Origin of the sequence: Pseudomonas sp. B35(2017), assembly GCF_002113645.1 — a bacterium.
Taxonomy (GTDB): Bacteria; Pseudomonadota; Gammaproteobacteria; order Pseudomonadales; family Pseudomonadaceae; genus Aquipseudomonas; species Aquipseudomonas ekonensis.
In genome coordinates this window covers 1-14892 of record NZ_NEIZ01000003.1, presented here as the reverse complement: position 1 = coordinate 14892, position 14892 = coordinate 1, and the positions used below count along the sequence as shown (strand labels likewise).

Here is a 14892-nt window from a genome sequence, read left to right as displayed (position 1 = left end):
CCATGAAACGGCCGACGCGAGGCCGGCCGTGAAAACAACCGCGCAATCGCGGCTCTCTGTTGACGGCCCGGCCATGTCGCCGCCGGGCCACGCTCGTCACGGCGAACCGTGACGATGCGGACTTATTTCGCGCCCAGCGCCAGTTTGGCGACTTGCGGCGCAGGCTGGTAGCCCGGAATGACCTGTCCGTCGGCCAATACGATGGCCGGTGTGCCGTTCACGCCGATCGACTGACCGAGGGCGAACTGCTTGGAGACCGGGTTATCGCACTTGGCGGCCTTGATCTCCTTGCCGTCGACCATCTTGTCCATGGCCGACTTCTTGTCCTTGGAGCACCACACCGCCTGCAGCTGCTCATCGCCCGGCGAGCCCAGGCCCTGGCGCGGGAACGCCACGTAGCGCACTTCGATGCCGCGCTTGTTCAGCTCCGGCACTTCGGCGTGCAGCTTGTGGCAGTACGGGCAGGTGGTGTCGGTGAACACGGTGATGTGCGACTTGGTCTCGCCCACGGCCGGGTAAACCACGGTTTCGGCCACAGGGATCGCGTTGATCAGCTTGGAGATGCCCAGGCGCTCGGTCTTCTCGGTCAGGTTGACCGGCTTGCCGTCCTTGAGCTGGAACATGTAGCCCTGGACGATGTACTGGCCGTCGGCGCTGGCGTACAGCACGCGGCTGCCCTTGAGCTTGACCTCGTACAGGCCGGGCAGCGGGCTGGCGCTGATGGTGTCGACCGGCACGTCGAGCTGGAGGTTTTCCAGGCTTTGGCGAATGGCTTTCTCCGCCGCATCGTCGGCGACGGCAAAGGTGCTGGCCAACGCGAGGGCGGCGGCCGCGAAAATCTGGGTCAGACGCATGGGAACTCCTGAAGGCGGACAGATGGAACGGCCAGAACGCCCGTGCCGCGGCACCGGGTCATAACCGTTCATCGTACAAACCGCCAAAGCCTAACACATAAGGCCTCCATGGCCGAATGCGCCTGTCGCAAGACGTCGGCCCGACCCGAAACCTGTGGCTTGGACAGCGACGGTGTCGACTGCACCGACGCCTTCGCGGGCAAGCCCGCTCCCACAGTGTCTGCGGCGCGCGCGCTGTGGGAGCCAGCCTGCTGGCGATGACGACCGCAGAAGGCCCCGGTCAACCCCGGGGGTGGTGCTTGGCGTGCAGGTCTTGCAGCCGCGCGCGGGCGACGTGGGTGTAGATCTGGGTCGTGGACAGGTCGCTGTGGCCGAGCAGCATCTGCACCACCCGCAGGTCCGCGCCGTGGTTGAGCAGATGGGTGGCGAAGGCGTGGCGCAGGGTGTGCGGCGACAGCGACTTGCCGATCCCGGCGACCTGGGCCTGGTGCTTGATCCGGTGCCAGAAGGTCTGGCGCGTCATCTGTTCGCCGCGCTGGCTGGGGAACAGCACGTCGCTGGGGCGCCCGCCGAGCAAGTCGTTGCGGCCGTCGCGCAGGTAGCGCTCGACCCAGACGATGGCCTCCTCGCCCATCGGCACCAGACGCTCCTTGCTGCCCTTGCCCATCACCCGCAGCACACCCTGACGCAGGTTGACCTGTTCCAGCGTCAGGCTGACCAGCTCGGTCACCCGCAAACCGCAGGCGTAGAGCACCTCCAGCATGGCGCGGTCGCGCTGGCCGATGGGCTCGCTCAGGTCCGGGGCGGCCAGCAGCGCCTCGACGTCGGCCTCCGACAGCGACTTGGGCAACGGCCTGCCCAACTGCGGCATGTCGACCCGCAGGGTCGGATCCACCGCGATCAGTTTCTCCCGCAGCAGATAACGGTAGAACCCCCGCACGCCGGAGAGAAAGCGCGCGGTGGAGCGAGGCTTGTAGTTCTGCTCCAGGCGCCAGGCCAGGTGATCGAGGATCAGCTCGCGACCGGCGTCGATCAGCTCCAGGCGCTGCTCCTGCAACCAACCGTTGAACAGCGCCAAATCGCTGCGGTACGCATCGCGGGTGTTGTCGGACAGGCCTTTTTCCAGCCACAGGGCGTCGAGGAACTGGTCAATCAGCGGATGGTCGATGGCTGGCATGGTGCGCGCAAATAAAGAGTGGTCGTCAAAAATGGCCGCTAGTCTTTCATAGCCCGCCCCTTCAAGGAACCGTCAAGCCCATGAACGGGCAGCGAAACGGGCAACCGCCGAGCCAGTCGGCTCAGTCGGCAAACCCCGGCAGCACCGGCACCGGCCGCTTGTCGTCATCGATGGCGACAAAACTGAATTGGCCATGGATCGCCTTCTCCCGGCTGTCGCAGCTCATGCTTTCGACAAACACCTCCACCTCGACCTTGAGGCTGGTGTTGCCAACCTTGACCACACGACCCACCAGCTCGACGATGGAGCCGGCCGGGATGGCATGGTTGAAGTCGATGCGGTCGGTGGACACGGTCACCAGCGGCAGGCGGCAGAACCGGGTGGCGGCGATGAACGACACCTCGTCCATCCAGGCCAAGGCGGTGCCGCCGAACAGGGTGTTGTGGTGGTTGGTGGTCGGCGGGAAGACCGCCTTGGTCACGCGGGTCACGGAAAGCTCTGTGCGGCGTTCGATTTCTTGCTGGCGGGAAGTCATGGGTACGGCCTGGGACTGCGGGGTTGTGGATAAACGGCGGGCAACAAAAAAGCAGCCCGTAGGCTGCTTTTTTCTGCATCGGAGACTGGATTAAGCCAGTTTTTCCTTGATGCGGGCTGCTTTACCCGACAGGTCGCGCAGGTAGTACAGCTTGGCTTTACGTACGTCACCGCGACGCTTGACAGCCATGCTGTCGATCTGCGGGGAGTAGGTCTGGAAAGTACGCTCTACGCCAACACCGTTGGAGATTTTGCGAACGGTGAACGCACTGTTCACGCCGCGGTTACGCTTGGCGATGACAACGCCTTCGAACGCCTGCAGACGGGAACGGTCGCCTTCCTTCACTTTAACCTGAACGACAACGGTGTCGCCCGGTGCAAAGGTAGGGATCTCTTTGGTCATCTGCTCTGCTTCGAGTGCAAGGATGATTTTGTTGGTCATGCTGTGCTCCTAAGGTAAATCGTCGGATCTACCATCGATACGTTGTTAACTATCGTCCCGCTCGCGGATGTATTCCTCGAGCAGCTTCTTCTCTTCTCCAGAAAGCGAGCGGCTTTCCAGAAGATCGGCGCGTCGTTCATAGGTCCGACCAAGGGACTGCTGCAAACGCCAACGCCGGATGTGCGCGTGATTGCCACTCAGCAACACGTCGGGAACACGCTGATCCGCATACACCTCCGGTCGGGTGTAGTGCGGGCAATCCAGCAGACCATCCGCAAAGGAATCCTCCTCGGCGGAATCCGCATGCCCTAAAGCTCCGGGCAGCAGTCGTGTAACCGCGTCGATCAGCACCATGGCCGGCAGCTCGCCGCCAGACAGTACATAGTCACCGATCGACCACTCTTCATCGACATGAGCTTCAATGAAACGCTCGTCGATGCCTTCGTAACGGCCGGCAATCAGGATCAATGCATCCTCTTTCGCCAGCTCGCGAACCGCCGGCTGAGTCAGCTGACGGCCTTGCGGGGACAGGTAGATCACCTTCGCCGCTTCCCCTGCCGCTGCCTTGGCCTGAACCAGGGCGTCTTCCAGGGGCTTGATCTTCATCACCATGCCCGGACCACCGCCAAACGGGCGATCGTCCACAGTGTGATGCCGATCCGTCGTGTAATCCCGCGGATTCCAGCAGGTCAGCTGCAACAGCTCCTGCTTGACCGCACGACTGGTGATGCCGTACTCACTGATGGCCGAGAACATCTCGGGGAACAACGTGATGACTTCTACGCGCAGGCTCGCCATCGCTTAGAAATCCGCGTCCCATTCCACCCTCATCACGCCTGCCTCAAGGTCGATGGCCAGCACGCATTGCTCCGTATAGGGCAACAACCGCTCGCGATCATCCAGGCTGCCTGCGCAGGGCTTGACCACCATTACATCGTTCGCGCCGGTCTCCAACAGGTGATCAACCTTGCCGAACAGCTGTTCGTCCTGGTTGATGACCTTCAGACCCACCAACTGGTACCAGTAGTACTCGTCGGCAGTCAGGTCGGGCAAAAGGCTTCGCGGGATGCAAATCTCGTAACCGCTCAGAAGACGGGCTTCATCACGATCGTCGAGGCCTTTGAGCTTGGCGACCAGATCCTTTTGAGTGGAACGGCCACTGACCAGCTCGACCTGTTTGACCACGCCTTCGCGCCGAAGCGTCCAGTTGCGGTAACCCAACAGGTTTTCAATCGGATCGGTAAAGGAAAAGACCTTCACCTCGCCGCGAACGCCGTGAACCGAAAAAATCTTGCCGACGACGATCAGGTCGTCCGCTTTTTCTGGCGTCGCGTTCATATTGCTCAGGCTGCAGCCTTGGCTTTTTCCTTCAGCAACTGAGCAACGCGCTCAGATGGCTGTGCGCCAACGCTCAGCCAGTAGTTCAGGCGTTCTTCGTTTACGGACAGACGAACTTCCTGACCACGGGCAACAGGGTTGAAGAAACCAACCTGTTCTTTGTGGGAACCGTCGCGCGGGTTGCGGCTGTCGGTTACGGTCAGGTGGTAAAACGGGCGCTTTTTGGAGCCGCCAAGGGCAAGACGGATTGTTAGCATGTGAACATCGTTCCTGTAGTCGGTGCTGCAAATCTAAATGCACAGCGGGCATGGGTGCCCGAAAGGCCGCATATTCTAAGGAATATCCGGACTTTTGCAAATGACTTTTTCCGGCGCCTGTGGCATGCCGTGCAGATTTGCGGTAGAGCCGTCGTTGAAAACGGCCGGTCGGCTCCCGCCGTATGCGGGTTTGCCGTGGATCCCGCGTCCTTGCGGGTTCAGCGCCGGTGCGACGACCGGCGCGGATTCTTCAGAGCTTGGGCATGCCGCCGCCGGGCATCATGCCGCCCAGGCCGCGCATCATTTTCGCCATCCCGCCCTTGGCGGAGAACTTCTTCATCATCTTCTGCATCTGCTTGTGCTGCTTGATCAAGCGGCCGATGTCCTGCACCTGGGTGCCGGAACCCAAGGCGATCCGGCGCTTGCGCGAGCCGCTGATCAGCTCGGGGTCGCGACGCTCGGCCGGGGTCATGGAGTTGATGATGGCCTCCATCTGCTTGAACTGCTTCTCCGCCGCGTTCTGGGCATTGCCCATCTGCGACAGGTTCACGCCGCCGATGTTCGGCAGCTTGTCCATGAGCCCGCCGAGGCCGCCCATGTTCTTCATCTGTTGCAGCTGGTCGCGGAAGTCTTCGAGGTCGAAGCCCTTGCCCTTCTTCAGCTTCTTGGCCAGCTTGTCGGCCTTTTCCTTGTCGAGGGTCTGCTCGGCCTGCTCGATCAGGCTGAGCACGTCGCCCATGCCGAGGATCCGCGAGGCGATCCGCTCAGGATGGAACGGCTCGAGCGCTTCGCTCTTCTCGCCCATGCCGATGAACTTGATCGGCTTGCCGGTGATCGAGCGCACCGACAGCGCGGCGCCGCCACGGGCGTCACCGTCGACCTTGGTCAGGATCACGCCGGTCAGCGGCAGCGCATCGCCGAAGGCCTTGGCCGTGTTGGCGGCGTCCTGGCCGGTCATGGCGTCGACCACGAACAGGGTCTCCACCGGCTTGACCGAGGCGTGCAGCGCCTTGATCTCGACCATCATCTCTTCGTCGATGTGCAGGCGGCCGGCGGTGTCGACGATGACCACGTCGATGTACTTGAGCTTCGCTTCCTTAATAGCCGCCTGGGCGATGTCGACCGGCTTCTGGCTCAGGTCGGACGGGAAGAACGTCACGCCGATGTCGTTGGCCAGGGTTTCCAGCTGCTTGATCGCGGCCGGGCGGTAGACGTCCGCCGACACGACCATCACCGACTTCTTCTTGCGCTCCTTGAGGAAGCGCGCCAGCTTGCCGGCGGTCGTGGTCTTGCCGGCGCCCTGCAGGCCGGCCATCAGCACCACGGCCGGCGGCACTGCGCTCAGGTTCAGGTCTTCGTTGGCCGCGCCCATCAGGCTTTCGAGCTCGGCCTGGACGATCTTCACGAACGCCTGGCCCGGCGTCAGGCTGCGCGACACCTCGGTGCCGACGGCGCGTTCCTTGACCGAATTGACGAAGTCCTTGACCACCGGCAGGGCGACGTCGGCTTCGAGCAACGCCATGCGCACTTCGCGCAGGGTGTCTTTGATGTTGTCCTCGGTCAGCTTCGCCTTGCCGGTGACATGGCGCAGCGTCTGCGAGAGACGGTCGGTTAGGTTTTCAAACATTGCGCGATCCTTTCAGGCCCTGTGTAGACCGGGATAATGGCGGCCCGAACCGGAATCAAACAGGTGGCCGGCGAGCCTGCGGCGTGGGCAGGCGGCGGATTATAGCGAAGACTGCGGCCGGCGGACACCTCGCCGTCGGGTCATGCGGTCTTTCGTGCCGTGGCCGATCTATGCCACACTCAGCGCCTTTCGGGCTTGCCTAACAGGACTTATGCTCCCCTTGTCACCCAGTTTGCTGACTACCCTCGCCGCCGCCCTTCTGTACGCCGCTGCGACCCTTTATCAGGGCACCCGCCTGGCCACCGGCGCCAAGGCCGACAAGCGCCGGCTGGTCACGCTCGGCGTGCTGGCCGTGCTGGCCCACGGCGCCAGCCTGCTCGCCCACCTGCTGACCCCGGTCGGCCTGGCCCTGGACTTCTTCAGCGCCTCGAGCCTGATCGCCGCCGCCGTCATCGCCCTGACCCTGCTGGCCTGCTCGCGGATCCCGGTGGAGAACCTGCTGGTGCTGCTGTTCCCCCTCGGCGCCGTCACGGTGCTGCTGGCCCAGTTCGCCCCGACCGGTACGGTGCAGGTGATCGACGAAGAGCCAGGCATCCTGGCCCACATCCTGCTGTCGATCCTCGCCTATGGCATGTTCACCATCGCGGTGTTCCAGGCCTTGCTGCTGCTGGTGCAGGACCATCAGCTCAAGCACAAGCACCCGTCCGGGCTGATCCGCAACTTCCCGCCGCTGCAGACCATGGAAAGCCTGCTGTTCGGCTTCCTGTGGGCCGGTTGGACGCTGCTGTCGCTGTCGCTGATCTCCGGCTGGCTGTTCGTCGAGAACCTGTTCGCCCAGCACCTGGTGCACAAGACTCTGCTGGCTTGCCTGGCCTGGATCGTGTTCAGCGTGCTGCTGTGGGGCCGCAACCGCCTGGGCTGGCGCGGCCACAAGGCGATCCGCTGGACCCTGGCCGGTTTCTGCCTGCTGATGCTTGCGTACTTCGGCAGCAAACTGGTCCGCGAATACATCCTGCACATCTGACGGGCGACATAAATGGACGGTTTGCCCATAGGGCCTATGATCGCGGCGTTCATCCTGCTGATTCTGTGGTCGGGCCTGTTCACCGCCGTCGAAACCGCACAGCAGCACCTGCTGGCGCAGCGCACCGCGTCCCGCGCCAGCGACAAGCCGCTGGCCAGACTCGCATTTCCGCTCGACAGCCTGATCTTCTGCAACACCCTGTGCCGAACCCTGGCCGTGGTGCTGGCGACGCTGCTGGCGATCTTTCTCTGCGCAGAGAACGGCCCCTGGGCGGCGAGCCTCGGCGCCGTCGCGGCGCTGCTGATCTTCGCCGACCACTTCCCGCGCACCCTTGCCCGCCGCTACCCCGACGCCGTGCTGTCGTTCGGCAACGCGCTGCTGCCGGTGCCGCTGAAGATCGTCTACCCACTCGCCTGGCTGTTCGCCGCCGCCAGCCGGTTGCTGATGCGGCCGCTGGAACGCAAGGTCCAGGTCGTGCAGCAGAGCGAGGACGACACCCCGGCGGACCGCGAGGCCACAGACCACCCCGCCGGCCGGCCCCACCCGGTCGCGGGCATCCACGCGCTGGACAACATCACCGTCAATGACATCCTGGTGCCCCGCAGTGACGTCGACGGCATCAACCTCGACGACTCGATCGAGGAGATCACCGAGCAACTGCGCCACAACAAACGCACCCGCCTGCCGGTGTTCCACAGCGACATCAACCAGGTGGAAGCGGTGCTCAACACCCGGCAGATCCGCCACTTGCTGGACAACGGCCAACTGACCCGCGACGCCCTGCTGGCCGCCAGCTACGAGCCGTACTTCGTGCCGGAAAGCACCCCGCTGCAACTGCAGTTGCTGAACTTCCACAAGCAGCAGCGGCGCCTGGGCATGGTGGTGGACGAGTACGGCGAAGTGCTCGGCATCGTCACCCTGGAAGACATCCTGGAAGAGATCGTCGGCGAATTCGAAAGCGAGCACAGCCTCGACAACCCGCATATCCACCCCCAGGCCGACGGACGGATGGTGATCGACGGCGCCGCCTCGATCCGCGAACTGAACAAGTGCCTGGGCTGGCACTTGCCGAGCGACGGGCCGCGCACCCTCAACGGCCTGGTGACCGAAGCCCTGGAAAGCATCCCGGAAAGCGCGGTGTGCCTGAAGATCGGCCGCTACCGGCTGGAGATCCTCGAAACCGAGGAAAACCGGGTGAGCAAGGTGCTGATCTGGCACACCAGCTCGGCAACGGCGCCGGTCTGACCACCACAGGGGCCAGACGTCCTTCAGGATCTTGTCCTCTTGTTTGATCGTTAGCCGGCTTCCTATAATCGGGGCGCTTACCCAGCCCCGCCGAACCGCGCGCCTACCCGGCAACCGACAGGTTCCGGCCTGACCACCGGCAATGTCCGCACCACACCGACGACTGTTCCTACCTGAAACAGCGCTCGCGCCCCATCCCACATCCCTGGGTGTTCGACCATAATAATTCGCTCCAATGGAGCTCATGACTGTCAGGGATCACCGCATGACGACCCATACCGCTTACCGCGAAACCGACGCCGCCCAGCCGGCCAACTCAACCGCCCGCGTGGCCACGGCGAGCTTCATCGGCACCGCCATCGAGTTCTACGACTTCTATGTCTACGCCACCGCCGCCGCGCTGGTGATCGGACCGGTGTTCTTTCCGCAGACCTCCGGCACGGCGCAGATGCTGTCGGCCTTCCTCACCTTCGGCATCGCGTTCCTCGCTCGCCCCCTGGGCTCGGCGCTGTTCGGCCATTTCGGCGACCGCATCGGGCGCAAGTCGACGCTGGTGGCCTCGCTGCTGCTGATGGGCGTGTGCACCACCCTGATCGGCGTGCTGCCGGGCTACGACAGCATCGGGGCCTGGGCGCCGATCCTGCTCTGCGTGCTGCGTTTCGGCCAGGGGCTGGGATTGGGCGGCGAATGGGGCGGCGCGGCGCTGCTGGCCACCGAAAACGCGCCGAAGGGCAAACGGGCATGGTTCGGCATGTTTCCGCAGCTTGGCCCTTCCATCGGGTTTCTGGCGGCCAACGGCCTGTTCCTGGCGCTGGCCATGGGCCTGAGCGACGAACAGTTCCGCAGCTGGGGCTGGCGGATCCCGTTCTTGCTCAGCGCGGCGCTGGTGATGGTCGGCCTCTACGTGCGCCTCAGGCTCCATGAAACCCCGGTGTTCGCCAACGCCATCGCCCGCCAGGAGCGGGTCAAGGTGCCGCTGGTCGAGCTGTTCAGCCAATACTGGGCCCCGACCCTGCTGGGGGCGGCGGCCATGGTGGTGTGCTACGCGCTGTTCTACATCTCGACGGTGTTTTCCCTGAGCTACGGGGTATCCACCCTCGGCTACAGCCGCGAAACATTCCTCGGGCTGCTGTGCTTCGCGGTGCTGTTCATGGCGGCGGCGACACCGTTGTCGGCCTGGGCGAGCGACCGCTACGGGCGCAAACCGGTGCTGGTCGGCGGCGGGGTGCTGGCGATCCTGTCCGGCTTCCTGATGGAGCCGCTGCTGACCCAGGGCTCGACGGCGGGCGTGGCGCTGTTCCTGTGCATCGAGCTGTTCCTGATGGGCGTGACGTTCGCCCCGATGGGCGCGTTGCTGCCGGAGCTGTTTCCGACCCATGTGCGGTACACGGGGGCCTCGGCGGCGTACAACCTGGGCGGCATCGTCGGAGCCTCGGCGGCGCCCTTCTTTGCCCAGAAACTGGTGGCGATGGGGGGATTGGGTTACGTCGGCGGGTATGTGTCGGGGGCGGCGGTGCTGAGCTTGATCGCCGTGCTGTGCCTGAAGGAAACGCGCCACAACGACCTGAATCAGGTTGCCTGACAGAAGATCAAAAGCATCGCGGGCAAGCCCGCTCCCACAGTGCCGGTGTCGTACACAAAAGCTGTGAACACCGCTTGACCTGTGGGAGCGGGCTTGCCCGCGATAGGCGAGCCTCGGTTTACAGCTCGACCACAACAGCCTTGGACGCGCGGGTCGCCTTGGCGCGGGCCGCCTCGATCGACTCGTCACGGGCCAAGGCCACGCCCATGCGGCGCTGGCCGTTGACTTCCGGCTTGCCGAACAGGCGCAGCGCGGTGTCCGGCTCGCTCAGGGCGGCGCCGAGGTTGGCGAAGGCGGTCTGGGTCGACTGGCCTTCCACCAGGATCACCGCCGACGCCGACGGGCCGAACTGACGGATCAGCGGCACCGGCAGGCCGAGGATCGCCCGGGCGTGCAGGGCGAACTGGGACAGATCCTGGGAAATCAGCGTCACCAAACCGGTGTCGTGCGGACGAGGCGACACTTCGCTGAACCACACCTGATCACCCTTGATGAACAGCTCGACGCCGAACAGGCCGCGGCCGCCCAGGGCCTCGGTCACCGCCTTGGCCACACGCTCGGACTCCGCCAGCGCCACCGGGCTCATGGCCTGCGGCTGCCAGGACTCCTGGTAGTCGCCCTTCTCCTGACGGTGGCCGACCGGCGCGCAGAATGTGGTGCCGCCGACGTGGCGCACGGTCAGCAGGGTGATTTCGTAGTCGAAGTCGATGAAGCCCTCGATGATCACACGGCCCTTGCCGGCACGGCCGCCCTCTTGGGCGTAGTCCCAGGCCTTCTGCACGTCATCGGCGCTGCGCAGCAGGCTCTGGCCCTTGCCGGAAGAACTCATCACCGGTTTGACGACGCACGGGAAGCCCAGATCCTGTACCGCCTTGCTGTAGTCCTCGAAGGTATCGGCGAAATGGTACGGCGAGGTCGGCAGATCCAGCTCTTCGGCGGCCAGGCGACGGATGCCTTCGCGGTTCATCGTCAGTTGCGCCGCGCGGGCGGTCGGGATCACGGTGAAGCCTTCGGCTTCCAGTTCGACCAGGGTGGCGGTGGCGATGGCTTCGATTTCCGGCACGATGAAATGCGGCTTTTCGGCCTCGATCACCGCACGCAGGGCGGCGCCGTCGAGCATGTTGATCACGTGGCTGCGATGGGCGACCTGCATGGCCGGCGCATCGGCATAGCGGTCAACGGCAATCACCTCGACACCCAGGCGTTGCAGCTCGATCACCACCTCCTTGCCCAACTCACCACAGCCACACAGCAATACGCGGGTCGCGGTCGGCGACAATGGCGTTCCGATACGGGTCATCTCAGGTCCTCAAAGCAGCGGATCGTCGAGGGTCGCGGCCAAAGGCGCACTTCCCATGGGGAGAAAGCGCGGCATTTTACATGAACCGAAGGCTTTGGCTTCAGCCGGCGACAGCCTGTTTGCGCTCGCGCCAGGCCATGATCAGCCAGACCGCCGTGACGCCGGCGAACTTGGAGGCCAACGCGGTGATGATCACCGGCGGGGTCAGCGCGTCGATCATGCCGAAGAAGATGAACGTATCGAGGGGAATGCTCAGGGCCGAACTGATCCACAGGCGATCGCGCAGCGGGCGCTTGGTGATGCTGAATACCAGCCAGTCGATGCACTCGGACACCGCGAACGCCGTGGCGCTGGCCAGCGCGATGGACGGATCGGACGTGACATAGGACAGCACCAGCGCCGCCAGCATCGCCACGATCGCGCCGTGGCCGTAGCGGGTCTGCACCATGTCCCGCAGCACGAACACCAGCCCGCCCCAGGCCGACCAGATGATGTCCAGGTGCGGCGCGGTGGAGAACGCGAAGTTGATGAGCACGACGCTGCTGATGTAGGCGATGAGAAAGAGCATGGGGGGCGACCTGTCGGATTGGCGCACAGGGTACTTCAGGCCGGGCACCGGGCCAAGGGAGCGGGCGCCATCGCCAGCAGGCTGGCTCCCACACCAATGGGCAACACGGATCCACTATGGGAGCCAGCCTGCTGGCGATGGCCGCGCTTCAGTGTTCCGGTTTGCCGCCCAACATCCAGATCAACCCGCTGGCCTTCGCCCGCTCATGGCACAACCCGAGCACCACCCGCCGCTCGTCGTTGCTCATGCGGCTCCAGCGGGTGATTTCCTCCACCGTGCGCTGGCAGCCGGTGCAGATGTCGTCATCGTCCAGCGCGCAGATGCTCACGCAGGGCGACGCCACCGGACGTTCTGGGGTGGTCATTCTTCCTGCTCGGCCAGGTCGCGCGCGTAACGCTGCGAGTTGTGCACATAGTGCGCGGCGCTGGCTTCGAGCATTTTCTTCTGCGGTTCGGTCAGCTCGCGCACGACCTTGCCCGGCGAGCCCATCACCAACGAACCGTCCGGGATCTCCTTGCCCTCGCCGATCAGCGAGTTGGCGCCGATGATGCAGTGCTTGCCGATCTTCGCGCCGTTGAGGATCACCGCGTTGATGCCGATCAGGCTGTAGTCGCCGACGGTGCAGCCGTGGAGCATGGCGTTGTGGCCGATGGTCACGCCGGTGCCGACGGTCAGCGGGTAGCCCATGTCGGTGTGCATCACCGTGCCGTCCTGGACGTTGCTGTTCTTGCCGATCAGGATCAGTTCGTTGTCGCCGCGCAGCACGGCGTTGAACCAGACGTTGGCGCCCTCTTCCAGCTTGACCTTGCCCACCAGCACGGCATTGGGGGCGACCCAGCTCTGCGGATGGGTGTCGACGCGGGCGTCGCCCAGGCGGTATTTCATCGTGTTTTCCTCGGGGCTCACGGTGGCGGCCATTCGAACGATGGCTTCAGGTGTTGATAAAGCTTTTGGGCGGTCGGTGCAGGCTGATCTTGGCGTCATACAGCAGATTGATCAACTCGACGATCATGATCGCCGTCAGCCCCCAGATCTTGAACCCGCCGTAGCGGTAGCTCGGCACGTACCAGCTGCGGCCCTGGTAGTCGATGCGGTGGGTGTGTTCGCGCGGGTCTTCGCGAAAGAACGCCAGCGGCACGCTGAACACGGCGGCGATCTCGGCGTCGTTGGCCTGATACTCGACGAAGTCGGGAATCACCCCGACGTACGGCGTGACCTTGATGCCGTGCAGGGAGATCAACGGGCTGAGCGGCCCGATCACTTCGACCAACCCCGGCGCCAGGCCGATTTCCTCTTCGGCCTCACGCAACGCCGTGAACACCAGGTCCGGATCCTCCGGGTCGCGCCGGCCGCCGGGGAAGGCGACCTCGCCGCCATGGGTCGAGAGCCCGCTGGCGCGCAGGGTGAGGACAAGTTCCGGTTCGTCGTTGCGCGTGATCGGCACCAGGACGGCGGCCTCGGGGAAACGCTTGTCGGTCTCCAGCGTGCGCGGCGTGTGATTGCTGACCCGGTGCAGCAGCTCATCCAGCATAAGTGTTCTCGATCTGTGCCTTACGCTGCATCATGCACCAATCGCCGCAGCCGCCCAACCCCTGGAACGGCGCCATGTCGCGAAACGGCAACTTGCCGTCTGCCACCGCCGCACGCCAAGATAGGCGCAGCCTTCAGGAACCCCAGCATGAAATTTTGCAGCCAGTGCGGCAACCCGGTGACCCAACGCATTCCCGAAGGCGATTCGCGCCTGCGGTTCGTCTGCGACAGCTGTCAGACCGTTCACTACCAGAACCCCAACATCGTCGCCGGCTGCGTGCCGACCTGGGGCACGAAAGTGCTGCTGTGCCGCCGCGCCATCGAGCCGCGCCTGGGCTACTGGACGCTGCCGGCCGGCTTCATGGAGAACGGCGAGACCCTCGAACAGGCCGCCATGCGCGAAACCGCCGAGGAAGCCTGCGCCCGCGTGCGCAACTTGAGCATCTACACCTTGATCGACGTGCCGCACATCAGCCAGGTGCACGTGTTCTTCCGCGCCGAACTGGCGGACCTGGACTTCGCCGCCGGCCCCGAGAGCCTGGAGGTGCAACTGTTCGACGAAGCGGACATTCCATGGGACGAGCTGGCTTTCCGCACCGTGGGCCGTACCTTAGAATGCTTCTTCGCCGACCGGCGCACCGAGGCCTACCCGGTACGCTCAGAGTCGATCCCGCCGCTCGTTCAGCCGGCCATCACTTGATTTGCGCGCACTCCGGCCGATAACCCGTGTACGCAGCCCGCGACGGCGACTGCACGGCATCTATAAATAAAGTATCTGCTTCATTTTTGGGGAATCGTTTCAATGCGCTGGTTGCTTGCCCTGTTCTGCCTGTCGTTCGTCACCGTCTCCCAGGCGTCATTCGTGACCACCGTGACACCGTCCAACACGCCGTTGATCGAAAAGGTGCTGGTGCTCAAATCGGCCCATCAACTGCAGCTGATCGCCGACGGCAAGCCACTCAAGAGCTACCGCATCTCCTTGGGCAAAGGCGCGAAAAAAGGCCCGAAGCTGATTGAAGGCGACAAACGCACGCCAGAAGGCTTCTATTGGATCGACTGGCGCAAGACCAGCGACAAATTCAACCTGTCGATGCACATCTCCTACCCGAACATCAGCGACTCGGCCCGCGCCCGCCGCGAAGGCGTCGAGCCCGGCGGGATGATCATGATCCACGGCACGCCGGACTCCGCCGAGAACCCGGAGAACCTGTTCCACACCCTCGACTGGACCGACGGCTGCATCGCCATGCGCAACGTCGACATGCGTGAGGTCTGGAACCTGGTGCCGGACGGCACGATGATCGAAATCCGCCCCTGACCTGCGGCGAGGGCGCTTGCTCCCTCGCCGCAGGCGCATGACCGCCGGTCGCAAACCCACCCGCCCCTGTCAGATCTGACAGTAGCCACCGCCTTC

At 64.2% G+C, this 14892-nt stretch carries 18 protein-coding genes; 5 read left to right on the top strand and 13 right to left on the bottom strand.

Annotation, left to right across the window (positions count from 1 at the left end):
• Positions 1-122 precede the first annotated feature (122 nt).
• The 8 genes from dsbC to ffh all read right to left on the bottom strand — a co-directional run bounded on the left by dsbC (position 123) and on the right by ffh (position 6229).
• On the bottom strand, positions 123-854 hold the full coding sequence (gene dsbC, locus CAG41_RS06615) for a bifunctional protein-disulfide isomerase/oxidoreductase DsbC (RefSeq protein ID WP_085581245.1): 732 nt from the start codon (positions 852-854) through the stop codon (positions 123-125).
• 280 nt (positions 855-1134) lie between these two features.
• Positions 1135-2031, bottom strand: coding sequence for a site-specific tyrosine recombinase XerD (gene xerD / locus CAG41_RS06610; protein WP_085581243.1), 897 nt, complete (start codon positions 2029-2031; stop codon positions 1135-1137).
• A gap of 121 nt (positions 2032-2152) precedes the next feature.
• Positions 2153-2566 carry an acyl-CoA thioesterase gene (locus CAG41_RS06605; protein ID WP_085581241.1) on the bottom strand — a complete coding sequence of 138 codons (414 nt, stop codon included), beginning with the start codon at positions 2564-2566 and terminating at the stop codon, positions 2153-2155.
• Between the two features lie 90 nt (positions 2567-2656).
• Positions 2657-3007: a 50S ribosomal protein L19 gene (gene rplS, locus CAG41_RS06600; RefSeq protein ID WP_063322826.1), complete on the bottom strand. Its 351-nt coding sequence runs from the start codon at positions 3005-3007 to the stop codon at positions 2657-2659.
• 45 nt (positions 3008-3052) lie between these two features.
• Positions 3053-3805 (bottom strand): tRNA (guanosine(37)-N1)-methyltransferase TrmD, encoded by a 753-nt coding sequence (gene trmD, locus CAG41_RS06595; RefSeq protein WP_085581239.1) that lies wholly within the window; start codon positions 3803-3805, stop codon positions 3053-3055.
• Between the two features lie 3 nt (positions 3806-3808).
• The gene (gene rimM / locus CAG41_RS06590; RefSeq protein WP_085581237.1) at positions 3809-4345 is read right to left on the bottom strand and encodes a ribosome maturation factor RimM; all 537 of its coding nucleotides are present in this window, start codon (positions 4343-4345) and stop codon (positions 3809-3811) included.
• Between the two features lie 5 nt (positions 4346-4350).
• Positions 4351-4602: a 30S ribosomal protein S16 gene (gene rpsP / locus CAG41_RS06585; RefSeq protein WP_085581235.1), complete on the bottom strand. Its 252-nt coding sequence runs from the start codon at positions 4600-4602 to the stop codon at positions 4351-4353.
• A 250-nt stretch (positions 4603-4852) separates the two neighbouring features.
• Positions 4853-6229: a signal recognition particle protein gene (gene ffh, locus CAG41_RS06580; protein ID WP_085581233.1), complete on the bottom strand. Its 1377-nt coding sequence runs from the start codon at positions 6227-6229 to the stop codon at positions 4853-4855.
• A gap of 211 nt (positions 6230-6440) precedes the next feature.
• Between ffh and CAG41_RS06575 the strand changes: the two genes are divergently transcribed.
• The 3 genes from CAG41_RS06575 to CAG41_RS06565 all read left to right on the top strand — a co-directional run bounded on the left by CAG41_RS06575 (position 6441) and on the right by CAG41_RS06565 (position 10080).
• Entirely contained in the window at positions 6441-7253 is an 813-nt protein-coding gene (locus tag CAG41_RS06575; protein WP_085581231.1) for an inner membrane protein YpjD, read from the top strand.
• A 12-nt stretch (positions 7254-7265) separates the two neighbouring features.
• The gene (locus CAG41_RS06570; protein ID WP_085706803.1) at positions 7266-8498 is read left to right on the top strand and encodes a transporter associated domain-containing protein; all 1233 of its coding nucleotides are present in this window, start codon (positions 7266-7268) and stop codon (positions 8496-8498) included.
• A gap of 265 nt (positions 8499-8763) precedes the next feature.
• Complete coding sequence (locus CAG41_RS06565; protein ID WP_085581227.1) at positions 8764-10080, top strand: MFS transporter; 1317 nt, start codon at positions 8764-8766, stop codon at positions 10078-10080.
• A 118-nt stretch (positions 10081-10198) separates the two neighbouring features.
• Here CAG41_RS06565 and purT read toward each other — a convergent pair whose 3' ends face one another.
• The 5 genes from purT to CAG41_RS06540 all read right to left on the bottom strand — a co-directional run bounded on the left by purT (position 10199) and on the right by CAG41_RS06540 (position 13479).
• Positions 10199-11380 (bottom strand): formate-dependent phosphoribosylglycinamide formyltransferase, encoded by a 1182-nt coding sequence (gene purT / locus CAG41_RS06560; protein ID WP_085656071.1) that lies wholly within the window; start codon positions 11378-11380, stop codon positions 10199-10201.
• Positions 11381-11480: 100 nt separating this feature from the next.
• Positions 11481-11948, bottom strand: a complete 468-nt coding sequence (locus tag CAG41_RS06555) for a VUT family protein (RefSeq protein ID WP_085581223.1) — start codon at positions 11946-11948, stop codon at positions 11481-11483.
• A gap of 148 nt (positions 11949-12096) precedes the next feature.
• Entirely contained in the window at positions 12097-12312 is a 216-nt protein-coding gene (locus tag CAG41_RS06550; RefSeq protein WP_085581221.1) for a DUF1289 domain-containing protein, read from the bottom strand.
• Complete coding sequence (locus tag CAG41_RS06545; RefSeq protein WP_085581751.1) at positions 12309-12833, bottom strand: gamma carbonic anhydrase family protein; 525 nt, start codon at positions 12831-12833, stop codon at positions 12309-12311. The genes CAG41_RS06550 and CAG41_RS06545 overlap by 4 nt, the downstream gene beginning before the upstream one ends.
• A 46-nt stretch (positions 12834-12879) precedes the next feature.
• Positions 12880-13479, bottom strand: a complete 600-nt coding sequence (locus CAG41_RS06540) for a CoA pyrophosphatase (protein WP_085581219.1) — start codon at positions 13477-13479, stop codon at positions 12880-12882.
• Between the two features lie 147 nt (positions 13480-13626).
• On the opposite strand from CAG41_RS06540, the gene CAG41_RS06535 reads away from it, so the two are divergent.
• Positions 13627-14178 (top strand): NUDIX hydrolase, encoded by a 552-nt coding sequence (locus CAG41_RS06535; RefSeq protein WP_085581217.1) that lies wholly within the window; start codon positions 13627-13629, stop codon positions 14176-14178.
• A gap of 102 nt (positions 14179-14280) precedes the next feature.
• Positions 14281-14796, top strand: a complete 516-nt coding sequence (locus tag CAG41_RS06530) for a murein L,D-transpeptidase family protein (RefSeq protein ID WP_085581215.1) — start codon at positions 14281-14283, stop codon at positions 14794-14796.
• Positions 14797-14892: the final 96 nt, after the last annotated feature.

What these genes read in the sequence shown, in the direction of transcription:
- dsbC (WP_085581245.1), bottom strand. Translation starts at nt 854, where the DNA reads ATGCGTCTGACCCAGATTTTCGCGGCCGCCGCCCTCGCGTTGGCCAGC.
- xerD (WP_085581243.1), bottom strand. Translation starts at nt 2,031, where the DNA reads ATGCCAGCCATCGACCATCCGCTGATTGACCAGTTCCTCGACGCCCTG.
- CAG41_RS06605 (WP_085581241.1), bottom strand. Translation starts at nt 2,566, where the DNA reads ATGACTTCCCGCCAGCAAGAAATCGAACGCCGCACAGAGCTTTCCGTG.
- rplS (WP_063322826.1), bottom strand. Translation starts at nt 3,007, where the DNA reads ATGACCAACAAAATCATCCTTGCACTCGAAGCAGAGCAGATGACCAAA.
- trmD (WP_085581239.1), bottom strand. Translation starts at nt 3,805, where the DNA reads ATGGCGAGCCTGCGCGTAGAAGTCATCACGTTGTTCCCCGAGATGTTC.
- rimM (WP_085581237.1), bottom strand. Translation starts at nt 4,345, where the DNA reads ATGAACGCGACGCCAGAAAAAGCGGACGACCTGATCGTCGTCGGCAAG.
- rpsP (WP_085581235.1), bottom strand. Translation starts at nt 4,602, where the DNA reads ATGCTAACAATCCGTCTTGCCCTTGGCGGCTCCAAAAAGCGCCCGTTT.
- ffh (WP_085581233.1), bottom strand. Translation starts at nt 6,229, where the DNA reads ATGTTTGAAAACCTAACCGACCGTCTCTCGCAGACGCTGCGCCATGTC.
- CAG41_RS06575 (WP_085581231.1), top strand. Translation starts at nt 6,441, where the DNA reads ATGCTCCCCTTGTCACCCAGTTTGCTGACTACCCTCGCCGCCGCCCTT.
- CAG41_RS06570 (WP_085706803.1), top strand. Translation starts at nt 7,266, where the DNA reads ATGGACGGTTTGCCCATAGGGCCTATGATCGCGGCGTTCATCCTGCTG.
- CAG41_RS06565 (WP_085581227.1), top strand. Translation starts at nt 8,764, where the DNA reads ATGACGACCCATACCGCTTACCGCGAAACCGACGCCGCCCAGCCGGCC.
- purT (WP_085656071.1), bottom strand. Translation starts at nt 11,380, where the DNA reads ATGACCCGTATCGGAACGCCATTGTCGCCGACCGCGACCCGCGTATTG.
- CAG41_RS06555 (WP_085581223.1), bottom strand. Translation starts at nt 11,948, where the DNA reads ATGCTCTTTCTCATCGCCTACATCAGCAGCGTCGTGCTCATCAACTTC.
- CAG41_RS06550 (WP_085581221.1), bottom strand. Translation starts at nt 12,312, where the DNA reads ATGACCACCCCAGAACGTCCGGTGGCGTCGCCCTGCGTGAGCATCTGC.
- CAG41_RS06545 (WP_085581751.1), bottom strand. Translation starts at nt 12,833, where the DNA reads ATGAAATACCGCCTGGGCGACGCCCGCGTCGACACCCATCCGCAGAGC.
- CAG41_RS06540 (WP_085581219.1), bottom strand. Translation starts at nt 13,479, where the DNA reads ATGCTGGATGAGCTGCTGCACCGGGTCAGCAATCACACGCCGCGCACG.
- CAG41_RS06535 (WP_085581217.1), top strand. Translation starts at nt 13,627, where the DNA reads ATGAAATTTTGCAGCCAGTGCGGCAACCCGGTGACCCAACGCATTCCC.
- CAG41_RS06530 (WP_085581215.1), top strand. Translation starts at nt 14,281, where the DNA reads ATGCGCTGGTTGCTTGCCCTGTTCTGCCTGTCGTTCGTCACCGTCTCC.